Origin of the sequence: Pseudomonas sp. ANT_H12B (assembly GCF_008369325.1) — a bacterium.
In the GTDB taxonomy this organism is placed as follows: Bacteria; Pseudomonadota; Gammaproteobacteria; order Pseudomonadales; family Pseudomonadaceae; genus Aquipseudomonas.
The window spans coordinates 1-16,502 of the sequence record NZ_VOBI01000003.1 but is presented as its reverse complement, the minus strand read 5'-3'; the positions used below and the strand labels follow the sequence as shown (position 1 = coordinate 16,502).

The window sequence follows — 16,502 nt, the reverse complement described above, 5'->3', positions numbered from 1 at the left end:
TCTCCAACAAATCAGTAAGGCGCATCGCCCTGGATGGTGGTGCGATACAGCTTGCGGCGCAGATGGCTGGGGCATCCGGCGGCAAGATGGATCAGCGAGCGGTTGTCCCAGAACACCAGGTCATGGGGCTGCCATTGATGGCGGTAGATGTTTTGCGGCAACACGCTGTGGGCGTAGAGCTCGTCGAGCAGTTGCTTGCTTTCGTCTTCCGGCAAACCGACGATGCGGGTGGTAAAGCCCTCACTGACGAACAACGCCTTGCGGCCGTTTTCCGGGTGGGTGCGTACGACTGGATGAACAACTTCGGCAACTTGGGCGAGCTGTTCAGGCGTCAGCGTCGGGCGCCAGTTGCCTTCGAATTTGGTCTCGCTGTAGCGCGCCGTGTAGGAGTGCGCCGCCGAGCGACCTTCGACGGCTTTACGCAACGCTTCGGGCAGGTTGTCCCAGGCTTTGTGCATGTCGGCGAACAGCGTGTCGCCGCCTTCGGACGGCAATTCCTGGGCGTGGAGCATCGAGCCGAGGCTCGGCAGCTCTTTATAAGAAAGATCGGAATGCCAGAACTTGCCGGCGTCACCGAGGCCGACGGATTGGCCGTTTTCGATGATGTTGGAAACGATGAGAATTTCCGGATGCCCGGTCAGCAAAAATTGCTTGAGCACATGGATCTGCAACACGCCGAACCGGCGGCTGAAGGCGATCTGTTGCTCGGGGGAAATGCGCTGATCGCGGAACACCACCACGTGATGATCCAGATGCGCGCGGTGGATGCGGGCAAAGTCCTGATCATTGAGCGGGCGGGACAGGTCGAGGCCGATGATTTCGGCACCGACCGCGCCGCTGAACGGGCGAACGTCGAAAAATTGTGGCGCGATGCTTTGAGATAAAGAGATTACTGACATAAATCACTCCCACGCACGGCGCGCTCAAGAGCGCGCGTCGATCAGAAACTCACGGAGGTCCCGTGTTGGTTCGTGTCGTGCGGCGCGCCGATTGGTCGGCAGGTACGCAGAAGGATGACTTTATAGATATAAGAACTGAAATTTAAATACCGTTAGCGAATAACCATATGGCTTATTTCGCCTATGCTGCTGACAGGATGACGCGGCTCCACTGCTGAGGGATGCTCAATGTTCTACGTGCAACGCAATACAGAAGGCCAACTGACGCGCGTGGAAGCCGAAGCCTACGCCGAATCCACGGAAACGCTGCCGGCCGACCACCCTGATCTCCAGGACTGGTTCACCAGTGAAGTCATGGCCACCCGCCTCAAACAACTTCAGCAAATCAAACAACTCAAGCAACTGAAGCAGAGCGACCTGGAAATGATCCGGGTACTCGACGACTTGATTCAGGTGCTGATCAGCAAAGGCGTGATCCTCGTCACCGACCTGCCAGCCCCTGCACGAGCCAAGCTCATGGACCGGACCCAGGCCCGTGAGGCATTGGGCGGGTTGAGCCATTTGGTCGATGATGATGAGGATGGGTTGATCTGACGTTCTCACCTGGATCGTTCCCACGCAGAGCGTGGGAACGATCAAGACGATCAATGGGCTAACGCCAAGGCTTCGGCTCACCAAACAACCGCCCCTGACCCCCATACAACCCCATCTCGCGAATCACCGCCAACTCCCCTTCAGTCTCGACCCGCTCGGCAATCAACGGCAGATCAATGCTGTGGGCCGCGCGTTGAATGGCTTCGATGAAAAGGCGCTTGTCGCTCTCCTGATCAATCGCGCGGATGTAGCTGCCGTCGATTTTCAGATACGCCAACCCAAGCCGCGCCAGGTTGCCGATCATGCTGAACCGCCCGCCAAAGTGCTGCAGGCTCAGGGAGAACCCGAGTTCACGCAAACGTCGCGTCAGCTCTTCCAGCACCGCTTGCTCAGGCAATTGCTCTTCGCCGATTTCCAGCGTCAATCGCTCCCCGAGATTTGAATGCGAGCGCAAAATCTCGAAGACTTTATTCAGTGCCTGCGGATCGGCCAACGTTGCCGAAGACAGGTTCAGCGCCAGCGACTCTTCGTGGTCGGCCATCTGCTCCAGTACCGTCTCCAACATCAGACGGTCCAGCCGCGCGGTCCAGCCAAAACGTTCGAGCCACGGCAGGAAGCGTCCGGCGGGAATGATCTGCTCTTGATCGTCGAGCAAGCGTGAGAGGACCTTGTAGTGCAACACCAACCCAGTGTCTTGAACGGCCACCACCGGTTGAAAATACAGCTCGAATCGTTGCTGACTCAACGCCTGATCGAGCAAGTTGTGCCAGGCATGGTGGTCATCGCCAACACTGGCCGATGCACTGTGATCCACGCAGACCCAGCTCGAATCACCCTGGCCTTCGGCTTGAGCCAACGCCTGGTCCGCCAACCCGAGCACTGCTTGTGGTGAGTCGCCATGAACGAACGGTGCCAGCCCGATAGAGGCCACTGAAGCCACGTCGGTGGCGCCGGTCGCATGCAGGCTGGCCAAGGCACTGTCGAGGTTCTGCGCCAGTTGCAGCGCTTCTTCGCGCACCAGTCCCGGCGCCAGGACGGCAAATTCGCCGCCACGAATGCGCGTGACGAGGTTCAGCGTTTCCGGGTACCTGGCACACTCGCGGGACAATTGTTCGCCGACCGCTTTAAGCAGGTCATCAGTGCGTTGACCGCCCAAACGTTGATTCAAACCGGCCAGATCCTTGACCCGCAACAGCAGCAGATAACCCGAGCTGGCTTGCTCCTGATTGCTCACCCGCGCGTTCAATTGCATCTCGAAATAGCGCCGGTTGGCCAGGCCCGTGAGGTTGTCCTCATAGGATTCGACCCGCAGTTTTTCACTGCGCTCGGCCTGTTCCTGAAACAACGCCTTGAGCTTCTCGACCATCTGGTTCATGGCCTGTACCACACGGCGCAATTCAGGTGTGCGCGGCAGGTCTGGCAGGCTGAGGAATTCCCGGCGAGCGATGGCGTGGGACTGGCGCACCATATAATCCAGCGGTTTCAATTGCCGGCGCAGCAACAGCGCGCCCAGTGCCGCGCTTACCGCACCGCAGAGCAACAACCAGCCAAGGCTGCCCAACGCACTCTGCCAAAGCTTGGCCAGCGCAAACATCGGGTGGCTGACCACCTCGACCCGCGCGGCCTGTTCCCAGCCACGACTGACGATCGCATCGCCGCCAGCGGATTCGAGGCCGATCAGGTTGACGAACCAGTCCGGCACGTTGTTCACCGCCGGGATGCCACTGCGCTCGACAATCGTCTTATCGTTAGCCAGATCGACCACCCGAATGCTCGCGTAATAGCCACTGTCGAAGATCGAACTGACCAGCAACTCGACCATCGCCGGGTCGTCGATGTTTGGCGTCAGGGACAGCGCCAGCGCCGTCGCGGCGTCCTGGGCGTGGGAGCGCAACTGGTTGACGTATTGGGTGCGCGAGCTCTCCAGGCTGACCATGAAGCTGCCGGTGAAGGCGACCACCAGGAACAGGCAAATAGCGATCAACAGCTGTTTGAACAAAGACATCTGAGCGCGTGCTCCTAGTTAGTCGTCTCGACCGGGAAACCTTCTGCCTGCATTTTTTTCAACACATCCTGCCAACGGGAAAGTCGTTTGGTGTCACCGACCTTTTTGTTGCCCTTGGCGCCCGGTAACCACAACCCTTCGGCATTAAAAGAGTAGACCGGCAATAGATCGGCTCGCTGGCTGGCAGGCTTTATCGCATCAATCAGACTGTCGAGTACCAGCGGCATGGCATCCGGGCTTGAGTAGTAGGTCAGCACCATGTGCGCGCGGTTCAGGCGCAAAGCCTTTACGTAGGTGATGCGCAGCTTGTCACTGGAAACGCCGAGATGGCGCAGGCTGAAATACTTGGCGATGGCATAGTCTTCGCAATCGCCAGCGCCCTTCCACAGGCCTTCGATCGGGGTTTCCCAATAATCGACCGTGTGCCACAGGTCGATGTCTTCCTCGTAACGCATCTGTTTGTTGAAGAACTGATTGACCACGTTGAGCTGTTGCAGCTCGCCGACCTGCTTTTGCGTGGCCAGCAAATGTTGCCAGGCATCAATGCGCTGCTGACCTGCGCCCAAAGGCCCGTACAATGCCTGCGCCCGGCGACTGATCAGGGAAAAATCCCAGTCGGCCTGCAGACCGCCCAGCATGACGCCGGCCAGCCACAATGCGCAGCCTAGCCAGCGCAGAGTCTGAGGGATCGCAAAACGTACCGCCAATGCAAGGCATCCAGGGTAGGCAGGTGGAAGTGGGGTGATGGTGGAGCTTAGCCCGGCAAAAGACAATGGCACGGTGAGATCACTGATGGCGCGCTAAACTTTACATGTGCGCGCTTGTGCCCGTTTGACAACCCGTCAGGCAGTCACTAGTGTCCATTTGGATCCAAAAAAATTCATTCAATCAGACAGGGTGCGTTGTAGTGACACAGAAGCCCAACCCTCTAAGCAGTATCAAGGTCAACGGGCCGATTCCCGCTCATCTGGCACGCTCGGTGATCGAGGAGACCCTGCGCGCAGCCATTCTCGACGGTCGCATCCCTTGCGGCACCGCCCTTCGCCAGCAGGACCTGGCCGACCTGTTCGGCGTCAGTCGCATGCCGGTCCGTGAAGCCTTGCGCCAGCTCGAGGCGCAATCGCTGCTTAATGTGATCGCTCACAAAGGCGCAGTGGTTGCACCGCTGGTTCAGGGCGATGCCACCGAAACCTATGAGCTGCGGATCCTACTGGAGTCCGAAGCCCTGAGCCGCTCAATTCCCCTGCTCACCACCGCGGATTTCAAACAGGCCGCCCGCTACATCGACGAACTGGAAACGGAACACGACTACACCGAAATCGGCCGGCTCAATCGCTTGTTCCACATGTCGTTGTACTGCAAGGCGCCGAATCGGCGGCTGTTGAGGCTGGTGGAAGATGGCTTGAACGAAGAAGAGCGCTTCCTGCGCTTCAACCTGGAAGCCATGGGGCTGGGCAAGCTGTCTCAGGAAGATCACCGGGCGCTGTTGCGGGCCGTTGAAGACCGGGACATCGAAGGTTCGGTGAAGCTCCTCGAACATCACCTCAATCGCGGGGTTGAGGTCATCACGCGCTACCTCAACAGCCCCGAGGCACAGAACAGAAAACCCTCGAAGTAATCTCCGTGGCAGGCCTGAGCGAGCAGATCGAACTGCTCGTCTTCGCTTGCTGCGACGTCGCACGTCCTCCGCCCCCTGCTTTCGACCCTCAAGCCAAAATAATTGCACCGACAGGATGACACCTCGGTGATAGCGGCTGCCTTGAAATACGCTCACTCTTGCACTGCCAACGAATAATGAACGGGCGACGTACCGCACGAGCGGAGCAGTGCCCGCATCAAGAACCTAAGGAAGGAGTCTTGCCACGGGAAAGGAAGAATCGGCGTCGCTCCCGGCCAACTTCCACCCCTTCAGATCACGTTAACGATTTCCATTAGAAAGTTGCTTTGAGTGAGGCATTCACTCTTTATTAAAATTCTGACTTATATAAGCCGGAAGGAGCAACTACATCCAAATAAAATGTTAATCGGATATTTTATTGAAACTTATCGCGCCGCAGAAAGTTAAACTTTCAAATAAAATAAAAATAACTTGCCGGGAACTTTATTCGTGTATTAGTTTTTCTCCGCCGCCACTGAACACTGGTAGCACGCCGTATTTAAAGACTTTCGCGTTATCAACACTGATCAATTCGTTGAGGCGCCCGTTCGCCAACAGGAAACTTCAAAGAACAGTTACTTGTTGATCAGTCCGCACCCCACATCACTTATAGGCTCGCCCATGAAACAGACTAAAGACCGTCTTGATCAGAAAAAATCAGAACTTAGTGCGCACCCGATTTTCCGCGAAATACATTCACTGTCGGTCCTGCAACGCTTTATGGAGTCCCATGTATTTGCGGTGTGGGACTTCATGTCGCTGACCAAACGCCTGCAACAGGAACTGACCTGCGTTCAGTTGCCCTGGTTGCCGCCGCGAGATCCACAGGCGGCGCGACTGATCAACGAAATCGTGCTCGGTGAAGAGTCCGATGACCGTCCGGCTCAAGGTCACTACAGCCATTTCGAGTTGTACCTGGATGCAATGCGCGAAGTCGGTGCCAGCACGGTCGCCATCGAGCGCTTTGTCGCCCTGCAGAAGGAAGGCGTGAGCTACGACGTGGCGCTGCAGAGCGTGGACGTCGACCCGGCGGCTGCGCAGTTTGTGCGCCACACCTTGCACACCGCGTTGCATGCACCGGGGCATAGCGTGGCGGCGGCATTTCTGCATGGTCGCGAGAGCGTCATCCCGCAGATGTTCCAGCGCATTCTCGACGACTGGGGCATTGGCATTGAACAGGCGCCGACCTTCCGTTATTACCTTGAGCGGCACATCGAAGTCGACGCCGAGGACCACGGCCCGGCGGCCGAAAAACTTCTTGCGCGGTTGGTCGATGGCGATCCGCAACGCGAAGAAGACGTCTACGCCAGCGCCCTCGCCGCCGTGGAAAGTCGCATCGCCCTGTGGGACGGCCTGCGCCTGAGCATGAGCGAACGTGTCGCGGAGGTGAACGCATGAACGCCGCCGACTACCAATCCTTCGCCGACGCCTGGGAGAGCCGCGCGACCATCCGCACGCGCCCGCGCCGCGTACTGGAAAATGATGACAAGCTGATTTATCCGCTGAGTCGCCAGCCCTTGGTGCTGAGCGAAACCTTCCTGCGCGAATGCCCAGAGCAGCGCGATTTCGCCTTGGTGCAGACGCTCTACAAGTTCATCAACGACGTGGTGATTTTCGAAACCGAGATCGTCGATAAAACCGCCCGCAGCATCGCCAAGAACCGCTTCGCCGTGGCCTTCCCGTTCGCCTGTCGCTACGACGCCATGACCGTAGTCGTGGACGAGGATTATCACGCGCTGGTGGCCATGGATTTCATGCAGCAGACCATCGCCATGACCGGCATCACACCCATCGAACTGCCGGATGAAATCGAACTGAGCCGAGCGATTCCAGCCGCTGTGGCGCTCGCACCGCAGCACCTGCGCAGCGCCGTGGAATTGATTTGCGTGGCCATCGCCGAGAACACCGTCACCGGCGATGTGGCGGCGTTCGCCAAGGACGGGACAGTCAAGCAATCGATCAAGGGTTTGATGGCCGACCACTTGCTGGACGAGGGCCGGCACTCTGGTTTCTGGGCGCGACTGGTGCGCATCTACTGGCACACCGCGAGCGAAGACGACCGCCAGTGCATCGCGCAGATTCTGCCGGTGTTCATCGGCCATTACCTGACCAACGACATCCAGAAGTCCTTCGACTTCCACTTGATTGACGCCTTGCAGATCAGCAGCGCGGCGCGTGGCGCACTCAAGAGCGAAGTCGCGGGGCTGGCCTTCCCGATCAATCGCCATCACCCGCTGGTCGCCAACATCGTGCGCTTTTTCCGCAGCAGTTCGCTGCTCGATTCGCCGTGCGTACAAGACGCCCTCAGCGACTACCTGGTTTAACGAGGAGCACATCATGAGACGTCTCGACATTCTGCTCATTGGGCAGAGCCAGGCCCTTGCGGACCTGGCGCTGGAACTCGAACAACACGGCCATTCACTGAGGCGGCTGACAGCCCTCGACGAGCAGCCGCCGGGCAACATGGATTTGCTGATCGACGATGCCAGTCTGCAAGTTCAGGGCCTCAGCGATGCGCCACGACTGACGCTACAGTTGGGTGTCGGTGTGCCGGGAGCTTCTGGCCTGCCACCGCTGGACTTGCTGTGCACATACCGTTCGACGCTGTTCACTCGCTTGCCGATTACCGACGAACCCTCGGGCAATGGCCAGACGCTGCGTCTGCGCGCGGTGACGGAACTGGTGGACCATGTGGCGCTGCTGGTCAGTCGCTACTCGCGGGATGCCGAGTATTTTCTGCCCGCCGAGCCGGCGGTGTCCGCTCACTTCGAACGTGTGGAAAACCTGCAGTTTCTGGAGAGCCTGGCATTTGTCCACCAGCTCAACACGACCGCTGAACCCTGGCTGGTGCAACTCGCGCAGATCCCGATGATCGAGCGGCTTGAGCAGCGCTTCAACCAGTGCGCCGAGCGAGCGGCGCTGAACATCGCCGGCATGTCCCTCAGTTATCGCGAACTGCACGCCCACAGCCGCGCCATTGCACAACGTTTGCAGCCATTGCTCGATCAGCATGAAGGACCGTTGGTGGTCGGTATTTGCCTGCCCAAATGCAGCGCGTTGTATGCGGGGATTCTGGCGATTCTCGGCAGCGGCGCAGTGTACCTGCCGCTGGAGCCGAGCCATCCGCTGCAACGCCAGCAATACATCCTGTCGAATGCCGGGGCGGTGTTGCTGCTGCATGATGGACAGCATCCGCTCGCGGCCGACATGCCGGGGCTGGACATCGGCAGCATCGACATCAGTGACGTGGATCTCGATCAACCGTTGATGCGCCAACGACCCGAGCTCGATGCGCCGTGCATGGCGCTCTACACTTCCGGCACCACCGGCCATCCCAAAGGCGTGTTGCTCAGCCAGGCCAACCTCGCGCACTTCACCGCGTGGTACGCCGACTATGTGCAGCTGACCGAGCAGAGTCGGGTGTTGCAGTTTTCGTCGTTGAGTTTCGACTCGTCGCTGATCGATATTTTCCCGACCCTGCTCCAGGGTGCCGAGCTGATCGTGCCCAGCGACGACCAACGCCGCGACCCGCTGCAACTGGTGGAACTGATCCGCCAGCGGCAACTGAGTCACGCCTTTTTACCGCCAGCGTTGCTGAGCATTCTGCCGCTGGATCAATTGCAGTGCCTGGATCACGTGATGACCGGCGGCGATGTCTGCGAACCCTACGTCATCCAGCAACTGACGCGCCAAGGCAAACTCTACAACCTCTACGGCCCTACCGAAGCCACGGTGCTGATCACCGCGCGGCGACTTCAGGTCGGCGATGGAAATCGAACCCTCGGCGCACCGATTGCCAACAGTCAGGTGCTGATTCTTGATGAGGACTTTCAGCCGGTAGACGAGCAGACCGTTGGTGAGCTGTTCATCGTCGGTCCCGGCGTGTGCCTGGGTTACCTGAACAACCCGCAGCAGACCGCCGAGCGTTATCTGACCTTGAGCCTGTCGAACGGAAAAAGCCTGCGCGCTTACCGCACCGGCGACATGGCGAAGTGGACCCGCGAGGGCATTGAGCTGTGCGGACGGCGCGACAACCAGGTGAAGATTCGTGGCTTTCGGGTCGAGCCGGAAGAAATCGAACGCTGCCTGCGCGACAGTCAGTTGTACCGCCAGGTGGCCGTGGTAATCGATAGCCATCGACGAATTCTGGCGTTCCTTGCGCAGCCTCAAGAGGCTCGACCCGGCACCGCGCGTGAAGCGCTCAAAGCCCACGCCTTGCAGTTTTTGCCGGACTACATGCAGCCCACTGCATGGACCGAACTGGCGAGCATGCCGTTCGCCAGCAATGGCAAAGTTGACCGTAAAGCGCTGCTGGAGCTGCCCGTCAGCATTGCTGAAAATAGCCAACGACGCCTGCCTGCCAGCACCGACGAAACGCTGTTGCTGGAGATCTGGGCCGAACTGCTGGAGCTGCCGGCCAGCGACATTTCCACCGACGAAAGCTTCTTCAATCTGGGTGGCCACTCGATCCTGCTGTCGCGCATGCTCCTGCGTTTGCGTGAAGAATTCGGGCGCAGTATCTCGATTAACCGCTTTATCGAACTGCCCACCATCGCGAAACTGGCGACGCTGGTTCGTGGCTCCGGCACCGAAGCAGTATTGAGCGAAAAGGCCCTGGCCGATGCCTTCCGTGAGCTGGAGATACAGCCGTTGCCGGTCAGTCGGATGGGCGATGTGCACAAGGTGATTGTCACCGGCGCCAACAGTTTTGTCGGTGTGCACATCGTCGAGGCGCTGCTGGCCTGGGGCGCCAGTGAAGTTGCCTGCCTGGTGCGCGACGGCGGCGGACAATCGGCGGCCGAGCGTTTCGCTCACGCGTTGCGCGAAAACCGCCTGGAGCATCTGGACCTGAGCCGGGTGCGGGTTTACGCGGCGGACATTACTCGCCCTGAACTGGGCCTCGCCCCAGAGGTTTACGAGCGATTGGATCGGGAGTTCGGCGCGTTGGTGCACAACGCCGCCAACGTCAATCACGTACTCGATTACGAGTCGCTGGCGCGGGATAACGTCGAGCCGATTTTCGAGTGCCTGCGACTGTGCGAAGGACGCAGCAAAAAGATCTTCAATTTCGTCTCGACACTGTCGGCGTCCAGCACGATTTCCGCCGATGGCCAGGTGCTGGAATTGCCCGCCGCACAGACCCCGCCGATCTACATCAAGAACGGCTACAACCTGTCTAAATGGGTCGGTGAAAGGATTCTCGAGCGGGCTCGCGAACGTGGGGTTCGGGTCAATCTCTATCGCCCCGGCAACATCAGTTTCAATAGCCTCACGGGGGTCTGCCAGCCCCACAAGAATCGCTTGATGCTGATGCTCAAGGGTTCAATCCAGCTCGGCCAGGTGCCGGAATTTGCGCTGAATTTCGATTTGATGCCGGTGGACTTTCTCGCCCGGTTCATTGCCTTCCATGCCAGCCGTTATCAGACGGATAAAGCGGTGTTCAACCTGCACAACCCACAGCCCTTGAGCTGGGACGCCTACGTGGCGTCCTTTCGCGAGGCCGGCCGGGAATTTTCCATGGTCAGCGTCGCCGACTGGCAGCAGCTACTGGGCCGGGTCGACAGCGACAACGCGCTGTTCGGCGTGCTGGGTTTCTACCTCAACGGCTTCGAGGAAGACATCGGCGACATCTCGATGATCGGCCACGAGAACGCTCAAGCAGGCGTTCGGCAGATGGGCGCGCACTACCCGGAAAAATCCCCGGCGTTGCTACGTCGTGGCTGCAACTACCTCAAAGAAATCAATTTCATCTGATTCATCCCGACCCAACAAATGGAGCAAAACCATGAGCACTCTGCAACCCGATACCCTGATCAAAAACCCTCAAGGCTGCCACGTCGTTTCTTCAGTGGAAGTGCCGGCTGATGCTGCGCAAGTCTGGGCCGTGGTCGGCAACTTTGCCGGTTTCGACACATTCATTCCGGCGCTGTCGCACATCGAGATGACGGGTGAAGGCGTGTCGTCCTTGCGCAAGAAGTTCTTCAAGGACGGCAACCTTGTGGTGGAGCAACTCAACTCGCGGGATGACCAGGCGTTGAACATGACGTGGACCACGATTTACAACACCTTGGGCGTGGCCAATTTGTGGGCGGCGATGAGTGTTGAGCCGCTGGATGCGGGCCAGTCCCGAGCAACCTGGACCATCATCGCCGAACCGGCCCAGGGCGGCGCCGAGGCGCTACCGGGATTCAAGGATTTCGTTCAGGGCTTTGCCGATGATGCGATGAACAATGTGCTGAAGCTGTTTGTGTAAGGGTTCGGTTCAGCGGTAATCGTTACACCGCTTTCGCGAGCAAGCCCGCTCCCACAAGTGACCGCGTTCTCTCAGGAGAATGCAGTCACTTGTGAGAGCGGGCTTGCTCGCGAAGAACGATAACGCGGACGGTTGTTTGAACGGCAGTTGCAAATTCCCCAACCCTTGATGACAATGCGACTAATTATCATTTATGACGTCCGGGCTGTTGCGTTCATGTCCTTTCCTGAGATTGCCGTACACGCGCTTTACAGTAACCATCATGGTTGGCTCAACACGTGGCTGCGCGCTCGACTGGGCAATTCAGCCGATGCGGCGGACCTGGCCCAGGACACCTTTGTTCGACTGCTGCAAAGAACAGAACGCCTGGAACTCAAGGCCCCTCGGGCCTTTTTGCGAACCATTGCTCGCGGTTTGGTGATCGACCATTGGCGCCGTGAAGAGATTGAACGCGCTTATCTGGAAACCATCGCTCATTTACCCGAGGCCGAAACTCCGAGCGCCGAAGCGCGGGCCCTGGTGCTTGAGTTATTGGAAGGCATCGCCCGCATGCTTGAAGGCCTGAAGCCGAAAGGGCGTCAGGCGTTTCTGCTGTCCCAGTGCGAAGGGCTTACCCACAAACAGATCGCCGGCCAGATGGGTGTGTCTCTGCGCTCGGTGGAGCGCTATGTGGCCAACGCGTTGTATCACTGCTACATGCTGCGGTATGAAGCATGATGCCTGTGGATAACTCGTTGCTGAATCGACGCGGTGAACCCCATCAGCAGGTGGTCAAAGGCCATCAACTGGTTGCTGCGCTTGCGTAACCATTCGGCCAATTCCAGGCTGCGTCAGCAATGCGACGTCTGGCGGGCGGAACACCATGAGCACGAACTTGCCTGGCAACGGGTGCAGTCGCTGCAAGCCGAACTGAGTAGCAACCTGCGATCGGTGCCCGGTGCTCAAGTGGCTTTCAATACGTTGGAAAAAAGCGCACAGGGACTGGGCCGACGCCAGACGTTGAAACTGCTGTCTGGCGCGCTGCTGATGGGTTCGGCGGTGTGGTTGGGCAAAGACACGATTGGATGGCAGCAATGGAATGCCGACTTCGCCACCGCTACTGGCGAGCGGCGCGGTTTCCAGTTACCAGACGGCACTCGCCTTGAGCTCAACACCGCCAGCGCGGTGGATCTGGATTACACCCCCCAGCATCGGCTGATCAAGCTCACCCGCGGCGAGATCATCGTGACGTGCGGTGGGGCCGATGAAGGGGCTTCTTTTGATCGACCGTTGCGAGTGCAAAGCCGCCACGGTGTTTACGAGGGGGTGGATGCACGGTTCATCCTGCGTCAGGACGCCGAATGCACACGGCTCAGCGTGACCGGTGGCATGGTCGTCATCCACTCCCCGCTTGCCGCCGATGGCATGCCGACTCAGGTCCAGGCCGGGCAGAGTTATTTGATTGATCACCATAGAACGACGCTGGCGCCGCCGCTGGACATGGATGTGGGTGCTTGGGTCGACGGATTGGTCGTTACCCGCAACATGCGTCTCGCGGATTTCCTGAATGAAGTCGGACGCTATCGCCACGGTTATCTGACGTGCTCAGCGGACATTGCCGACTTGCGGCTGTCTGGAGTTTTCCGCCTGGAGAATACCGACAGACTGCTGACGATCCTGCCGCAAACCCTGCCGGTGCAGTTGCGTTATCGCACTCGCTGGTGGGTGACGCTGGAGCGCCAGGTCTGAAATATTTTTGGCGGGTTTTCCGAACAAGTCCGGCTTAGACAGTAAGCACTTCAACTCTGTCTTCAGCGACTTCCTACGGAAACCTACAATGACTGTGCGCGCCATCAGTAAGAACCCTCTTTATTTAACCGCGGATTCAGGTGTCTTGCGTCACGCCGTACGCGCGGCGCTGTTCTCTACCGCATTAGGCGTCGGCCTGCTGCCGACACTTGGCGTGGCGGCGCAGGGCAACGAGGTCAGCAGCCACCGCTACAACATTGCCGCCGGCCCTTTGAGCGATGCGCTCAACCAGTTTGCGCGTCAGGCCGGGATCACCCTTTCGATGACTCCCGATCAAACTCAGGGACGTCAATCAGCCGGGCTGCAAGGTGAATATTCGGTGGACCAGGCCTTGAGCCGCTTGCTCAGTGGTTCGGGGCTGGATGCCGTCAGTCAGAATGGCAGCAGCTATGTGCTGCGACCTGTCGCCGAAACCGAAGCGCTGGCATTGCCCACTACCGACATCAAAGGCTTTGCCCTCGGTAACGCACTGGGCAGCATGGACGGCTACAACGCGACGCACAGCCAGATCGCCACCAAGACCAGTACTGCGCTGTTGGAAACTTCGCAAAGTGTGTCGGTGGTGACTCGCGAGCAAATGGACGACCAAGGCTCGCAAACCGTATCCCAGGCGATGCGCTACACCCCCGGCGTGCTGACCAATCCTTACGGCGCAACCCACCGTTACGACTACGTGGCAATGCGTGGTTTCAACGACGGCTCGGTGGATAACATCTATCTGGATGGCCTGAAGTCCATGGGCGACAGCGGCACCTATAGCACCATGCAGGTTGACCCGTATTTCCTTGAGCGAATCGATATTCTCAAAGGGCCGTCATCGGTACTTTATGGCCGTAGCTCGCCGGGTGGTCTGGTGGCGTTGACCAGCAAGAAGCCCTTGTATGAGGCTTATCACCAGATTCAAGCCACAGTGGGTTCCCAAGGCCAACGCGGTATGGGTTTTGACTTCAGCGGCCCGGTGGATGACGACGAACGCGTTGCCTATCGTCTGACAGGGCTGGCGGATCAGTCCGACACACAGTTCGATCACAACAGGGAAAAGCGCTTCGCCCTGGCACCTACGTTGAGCATCGATTTCACCGAAGACACCTCGCTGACCTTGCAGGCCTATCTGCAACACGATCCGGACGGCGGTTATCACGGCGGTGTGCCGGCCGACGGCACAATCCATCAGCGCAATGGCAATCGGATCTCCCCGAACTTCTTCGAGGGCGAGCCGAGTATTGATGGTTTTCAGCGCGATCAGCAGTCCTTCGGTTATCAGTTCGAGCACCGTTTCAACGACGTATTCACCGCGCGACAGAACTTCAGATATCTGGACTCCAAGGTGAAGCTCGATCAGGTCTACGCGTATGGCTGGACTACACCCACCAGTAACGAGTTGAACCGTTATTACACCGGTGGCGACGAGAAACTGCACGCCTTCATCGTCGATAACATGCTGCAAGCAGAATTCTTCACCGGCGCAACCAAGCACACCGTGCTGATGGGTGCGGACTATCAGCGCCGTAAAACTGTGGTCGACTGGACCGGTGGCGGTCTTGCGCCGATCGATGCGTTCAATCCGGTCTATGGCAACTCGGACATCGACTTCTACAGCCCAACCAGCTATCTGCGTCGTCTGGAGCAAACCGGTGTTTATCTGCAAGACCTGATCGAGATGGACAAATGGCGCTTTTCCTTGGGCCTGCGTCAGGACTGGGTCGAAACCTCAGATGAGAATCGGCTCGCTGAGGCGGGGCGTCCGCAGGGCACTGAAATCCGTGATAAACGCACCAAGCCGACCGGGCGGGCCGGGGCGCTGTACTTGTTCGATAACGGCATCGCGCCGTATATCAGCTATTCCGAGTCGTTCAACCCGAACTCCTACTCGGACAGTGCCGGTAATCCCCTGGCACCTACCGATGGCAAACAATGGGAAGTGGGCCTGAAGTATCAGCCGCCAGGCACCGACAACTTGTTCACCGCGTCGCTGTTCCGCATCGATCAGGAAAACCTCGCAACCAAACTACCGCAGGAAAACTTCTATCGCGCCGTAGGCGCTGTCCGCTCCCAGGGCCTGGAACTGGAAGCGCACATGCAACTGACCGACAACTTCAAAGTGCTGGGCAGCTACACCTTCACCGACATCGAATACTCTAAGTCGATGATCAGCACCTTGAGCACGGACACTGACGTGATCGAGAACAAGGGTAACTCGCCAACCCAGGCACCACGGCACATGGCCTCGATCTGGGCTGACTACGCGTTCGACAACGCGGCACTCGATGGCCTGCGCTTGGGCGGTGGTGTGCGTTATGTCGGTTATAGCTGGGCTGACGCGGAAAACACCATGAAGGTGCCGTCCTATACGTTGTTTGACGCTTCTGTCGGCTATGACTTGGGTAAGGTTGGGTTGAAGGGCGTTGATGTGCGTCTGAATGCGAACAACCTGACAAACGAGTCGTACGTGGCCTCCTGTGCCAGCCTGAACTTCTGCTACCTGGGCGAAGAGCGAAATGTCGCCGCGACGGTGAGCTACCAGTTCTAATACTCGTTACTCCCACAAAGCCAGCCGTCTGAACTCAGGGGCTGGCTTTGTCGTTTCTGCGGGAACATTCCATATGTTTGGCTATAGCGTTACTAAGTTTTTAGTAAGCCCAGAACGACAAAACCCCTGTCTGCGTTAGCAGACAGGGGTTCTGGAATTCAATCTTGACGATGACCTACTCTCACATGGGGAAACCCCACACTACCATCGGCGATGCATCGTTTCACTGCTGAGTTCGGGATGGGATCAGGTGGTTCCAATGCTCTATGGTCGTCAAGAAATTCTGTGACCAGCCCGTTACAGCAGTAACGTGCCAGCAAAATTGGTGACTTCTACTAAAACAAAACCCCTACCTGCATACGCAGATAGGGGTTTCGGAATTTAATCTTGACGATGACCTACTCTCACATGGGGAAACCCCACACTACCATCGGCGATGCATCGTTTCACTGCTGAGTTCGGGATGGGATCAGGTGGTTCCAATGCTCTATGGTCGTCAAGAAATTCGGTAGCCAGGTCGTTATTTGCATAACGCTCCAGCGAATGGGTATGTGACAGTCTGGTGTTTTGTGAGTATCTCGAACTTTCGGTTCATTTCGTCTTCACACACCGCAATCTGGCGCTCCTTTTTGTTTCCAATTCAGAGTCAGCAAATTGCTTGGGTGTTATATGGTCAAGCCTCACGGGCAATTAGTATTGGTTAGCTCAACGCCTCACAGCGCTTACACACCCAACCTATCAACGTCGTAGTCTTCGACGGCCCTTCAGGGGACTCA

11 protein-coding genes, 3 rRNA genes and 1 pseudogene are annotated in these 16,502 nt (G+C 58.2%); 9 read left to right on the top strand and 6 right to left on the bottom strand.

The window, feature by feature from the left end; genetic code table 11:
• Positions 1 to 11: 11 nt before the first annotated feature.
• Positions 12 to 899: a TauD/TfdA family dioxygenase gene (locus FQ185_RS05280; RefSeq protein ID WP_149416578.1), complete on the bottom strand. Its 888-nt coding sequence runs from the start codon at positions 897 to 899 to the stop codon at positions 12 to 14.
• A 228-nt stretch (positions 900 to 1,127) separates the two neighbouring features.
• Between FQ185_RS05280 and FQ185_RS05275 the strand changes: the two genes are divergently transcribed.
• Positions 1,128 to 1,493 (top strand): tryptophan synthase subunit beta, encoded by a 366-nt coding sequence (locus tag FQ185_RS05275; protein WP_149416577.1) that lies wholly within the window; start codon positions 1,128 to 1,130, stop codon positions 1,491 to 1,493.
• Positions 1,494 to 1,551: 58 nt separating this feature from the next.
• Here FQ185_RS05275 and lapD read toward each other — a convergent pair whose 3' ends face one another.
• A complete protein-coding gene (gene lapD, locus FQ185_RS05270; protein WP_149416576.1) occupies positions 1,552 to 3,498 on the bottom strand; it encodes a cyclic di-GMP receptor LapD in 1,947 nt (648 codons plus the stop codon).
• Between the two features lie 14 nt (positions 3,499 to 3,512).
• Positions 3,513 to 4,205 carry a cysteine protease LapG gene (gene lapG / locus FQ185_RS05265; protein ID WP_149416575.1) on the bottom strand — a complete coding sequence of 231 codons (693 nt, stop codon included), beginning with the start codon at positions 4,203 to 4,205 and terminating at the stop codon, positions 3,513 to 3,515.
• A 200-nt stretch (positions 4,206 to 4,405) separates the two neighbouring features.
• Between lapG and FQ185_RS05260 the strand changes: the two genes are divergently transcribed.
• The 8 genes and pseudogenes from FQ185_RS05260 (at position 4,406) to FQ185_RS05225 (ending at position 15,726) form a co-directional block, all read left to right on the top strand.
• Complete coding sequence (locus FQ185_RS05260; protein ID WP_149416574.1) at positions 4,406 to 5,116, top strand: GntR family transcriptional regulator; 711 nt, start codon at positions 4,406 to 4,408, stop codon at positions 5,114 to 5,116.
• Positions 5,117 to 5,776: 660 nt separating this feature from the next.
• The gene (locus tag FQ185_RS05255; protein ID WP_149416573.1) at positions 5,777 to 6,553 is read left to right on the top strand and encodes a DUF3050 domain-containing protein; all 777 of its coding nucleotides are present in this window, start codon (positions 5,777 to 5,779) and stop codon (positions 6,551 to 6,553) included.
• Entirely contained in the window at positions 6,550 to 7,479 is a 930-nt protein-coding gene (locus FQ185_RS05250) for a diiron oxygenase (RefSeq protein ID WP_149416572.1), read from the top strand. The genes FQ185_RS05255 and FQ185_RS05250 overlap by 4 nt, the downstream gene beginning before the upstream one ends.
• Before the next feature lie 13 nt (positions 7,480 to 7,492).
• On the top strand, positions 7,493 to 10,909 hold the full coding sequence (locus FQ185_RS05245; protein ID WP_149416571.1) for a non-ribosomal peptide synthetase: 3,417 nt from the start codon (positions 7,493 to 7,495) through the stop codon (positions 10,907 to 10,909).
• Positions 10,910 to 10,940: 31 nt separating this feature from the next.
• Complete coding sequence (locus FQ185_RS05240; protein WP_149416570.1) at positions 10,941 to 11,408, top strand: SRPBCC family protein; 468 nt, start codon at positions 10,941 to 10,943, stop codon at positions 11,406 to 11,408.
• 216 nt (positions 11,409 to 11,624) lie between these two features.
• Positions 11,625 to 12,125: a sigma-70 family RNA polymerase sigma factor gene (locus FQ185_RS05235; RefSeq protein ID WP_149416569.1), complete on the top strand. Its 501-nt coding sequence runs from the start codon at positions 11,625 to 11,627 to the stop codon at positions 12,123 to 12,125.
• Positions 12,125 to 13,136 (top strand): annotated as a pseudogene (locus FQ185_RS05230) (FecR domain-containing protein). Before FQ185_RS05235 ends, FQ185_RS05230 begins: the two are co-directional and overlap by 1 nt.
• An 88-nt stretch (positions 13,137 to 13,224) precedes the next feature.
• Positions 13,225 to 15,726 carry a TonB-dependent siderophore receptor gene (locus tag FQ185_RS05225; protein WP_149416568.1) on the top strand — a complete coding sequence of 834 codons (2,502 nt, stop codon included), beginning with the start codon at positions 13,225 to 13,227 and terminating at the stop codon, positions 15,724 to 15,726.
• Between the two features lie 162 nt (positions 15,727 to 15,888).
• On the opposite strand, the gene rrf (FQ185_RS05220) is transcribed toward FQ185_RS05225, so the two are convergent.
• The 3 genes from rrf (FQ185_RS05220) to FQ185_RS05210 all read right to left on the bottom strand — a co-directional run.
• A 5S ribosomal RNA gene (rrf, locus tag FQ185_RS05220) occupies positions 15,889 to 16,004 on the bottom strand.
• Positions 16,005 to 16,111: 107 nt separating this feature from the next.
• Positions 16,112 to 16,227, bottom strand: a 5S ribosomal RNA gene (rrf, locus tag FQ185_RS05215).
• A 168-nt stretch (positions 16,228 to 16,395) separates the two neighbouring features.
• Positions 16,396 to 16,502 (bottom strand): 23S ribosomal RNA (locus FQ185_RS05210); the annotation flags it as partial.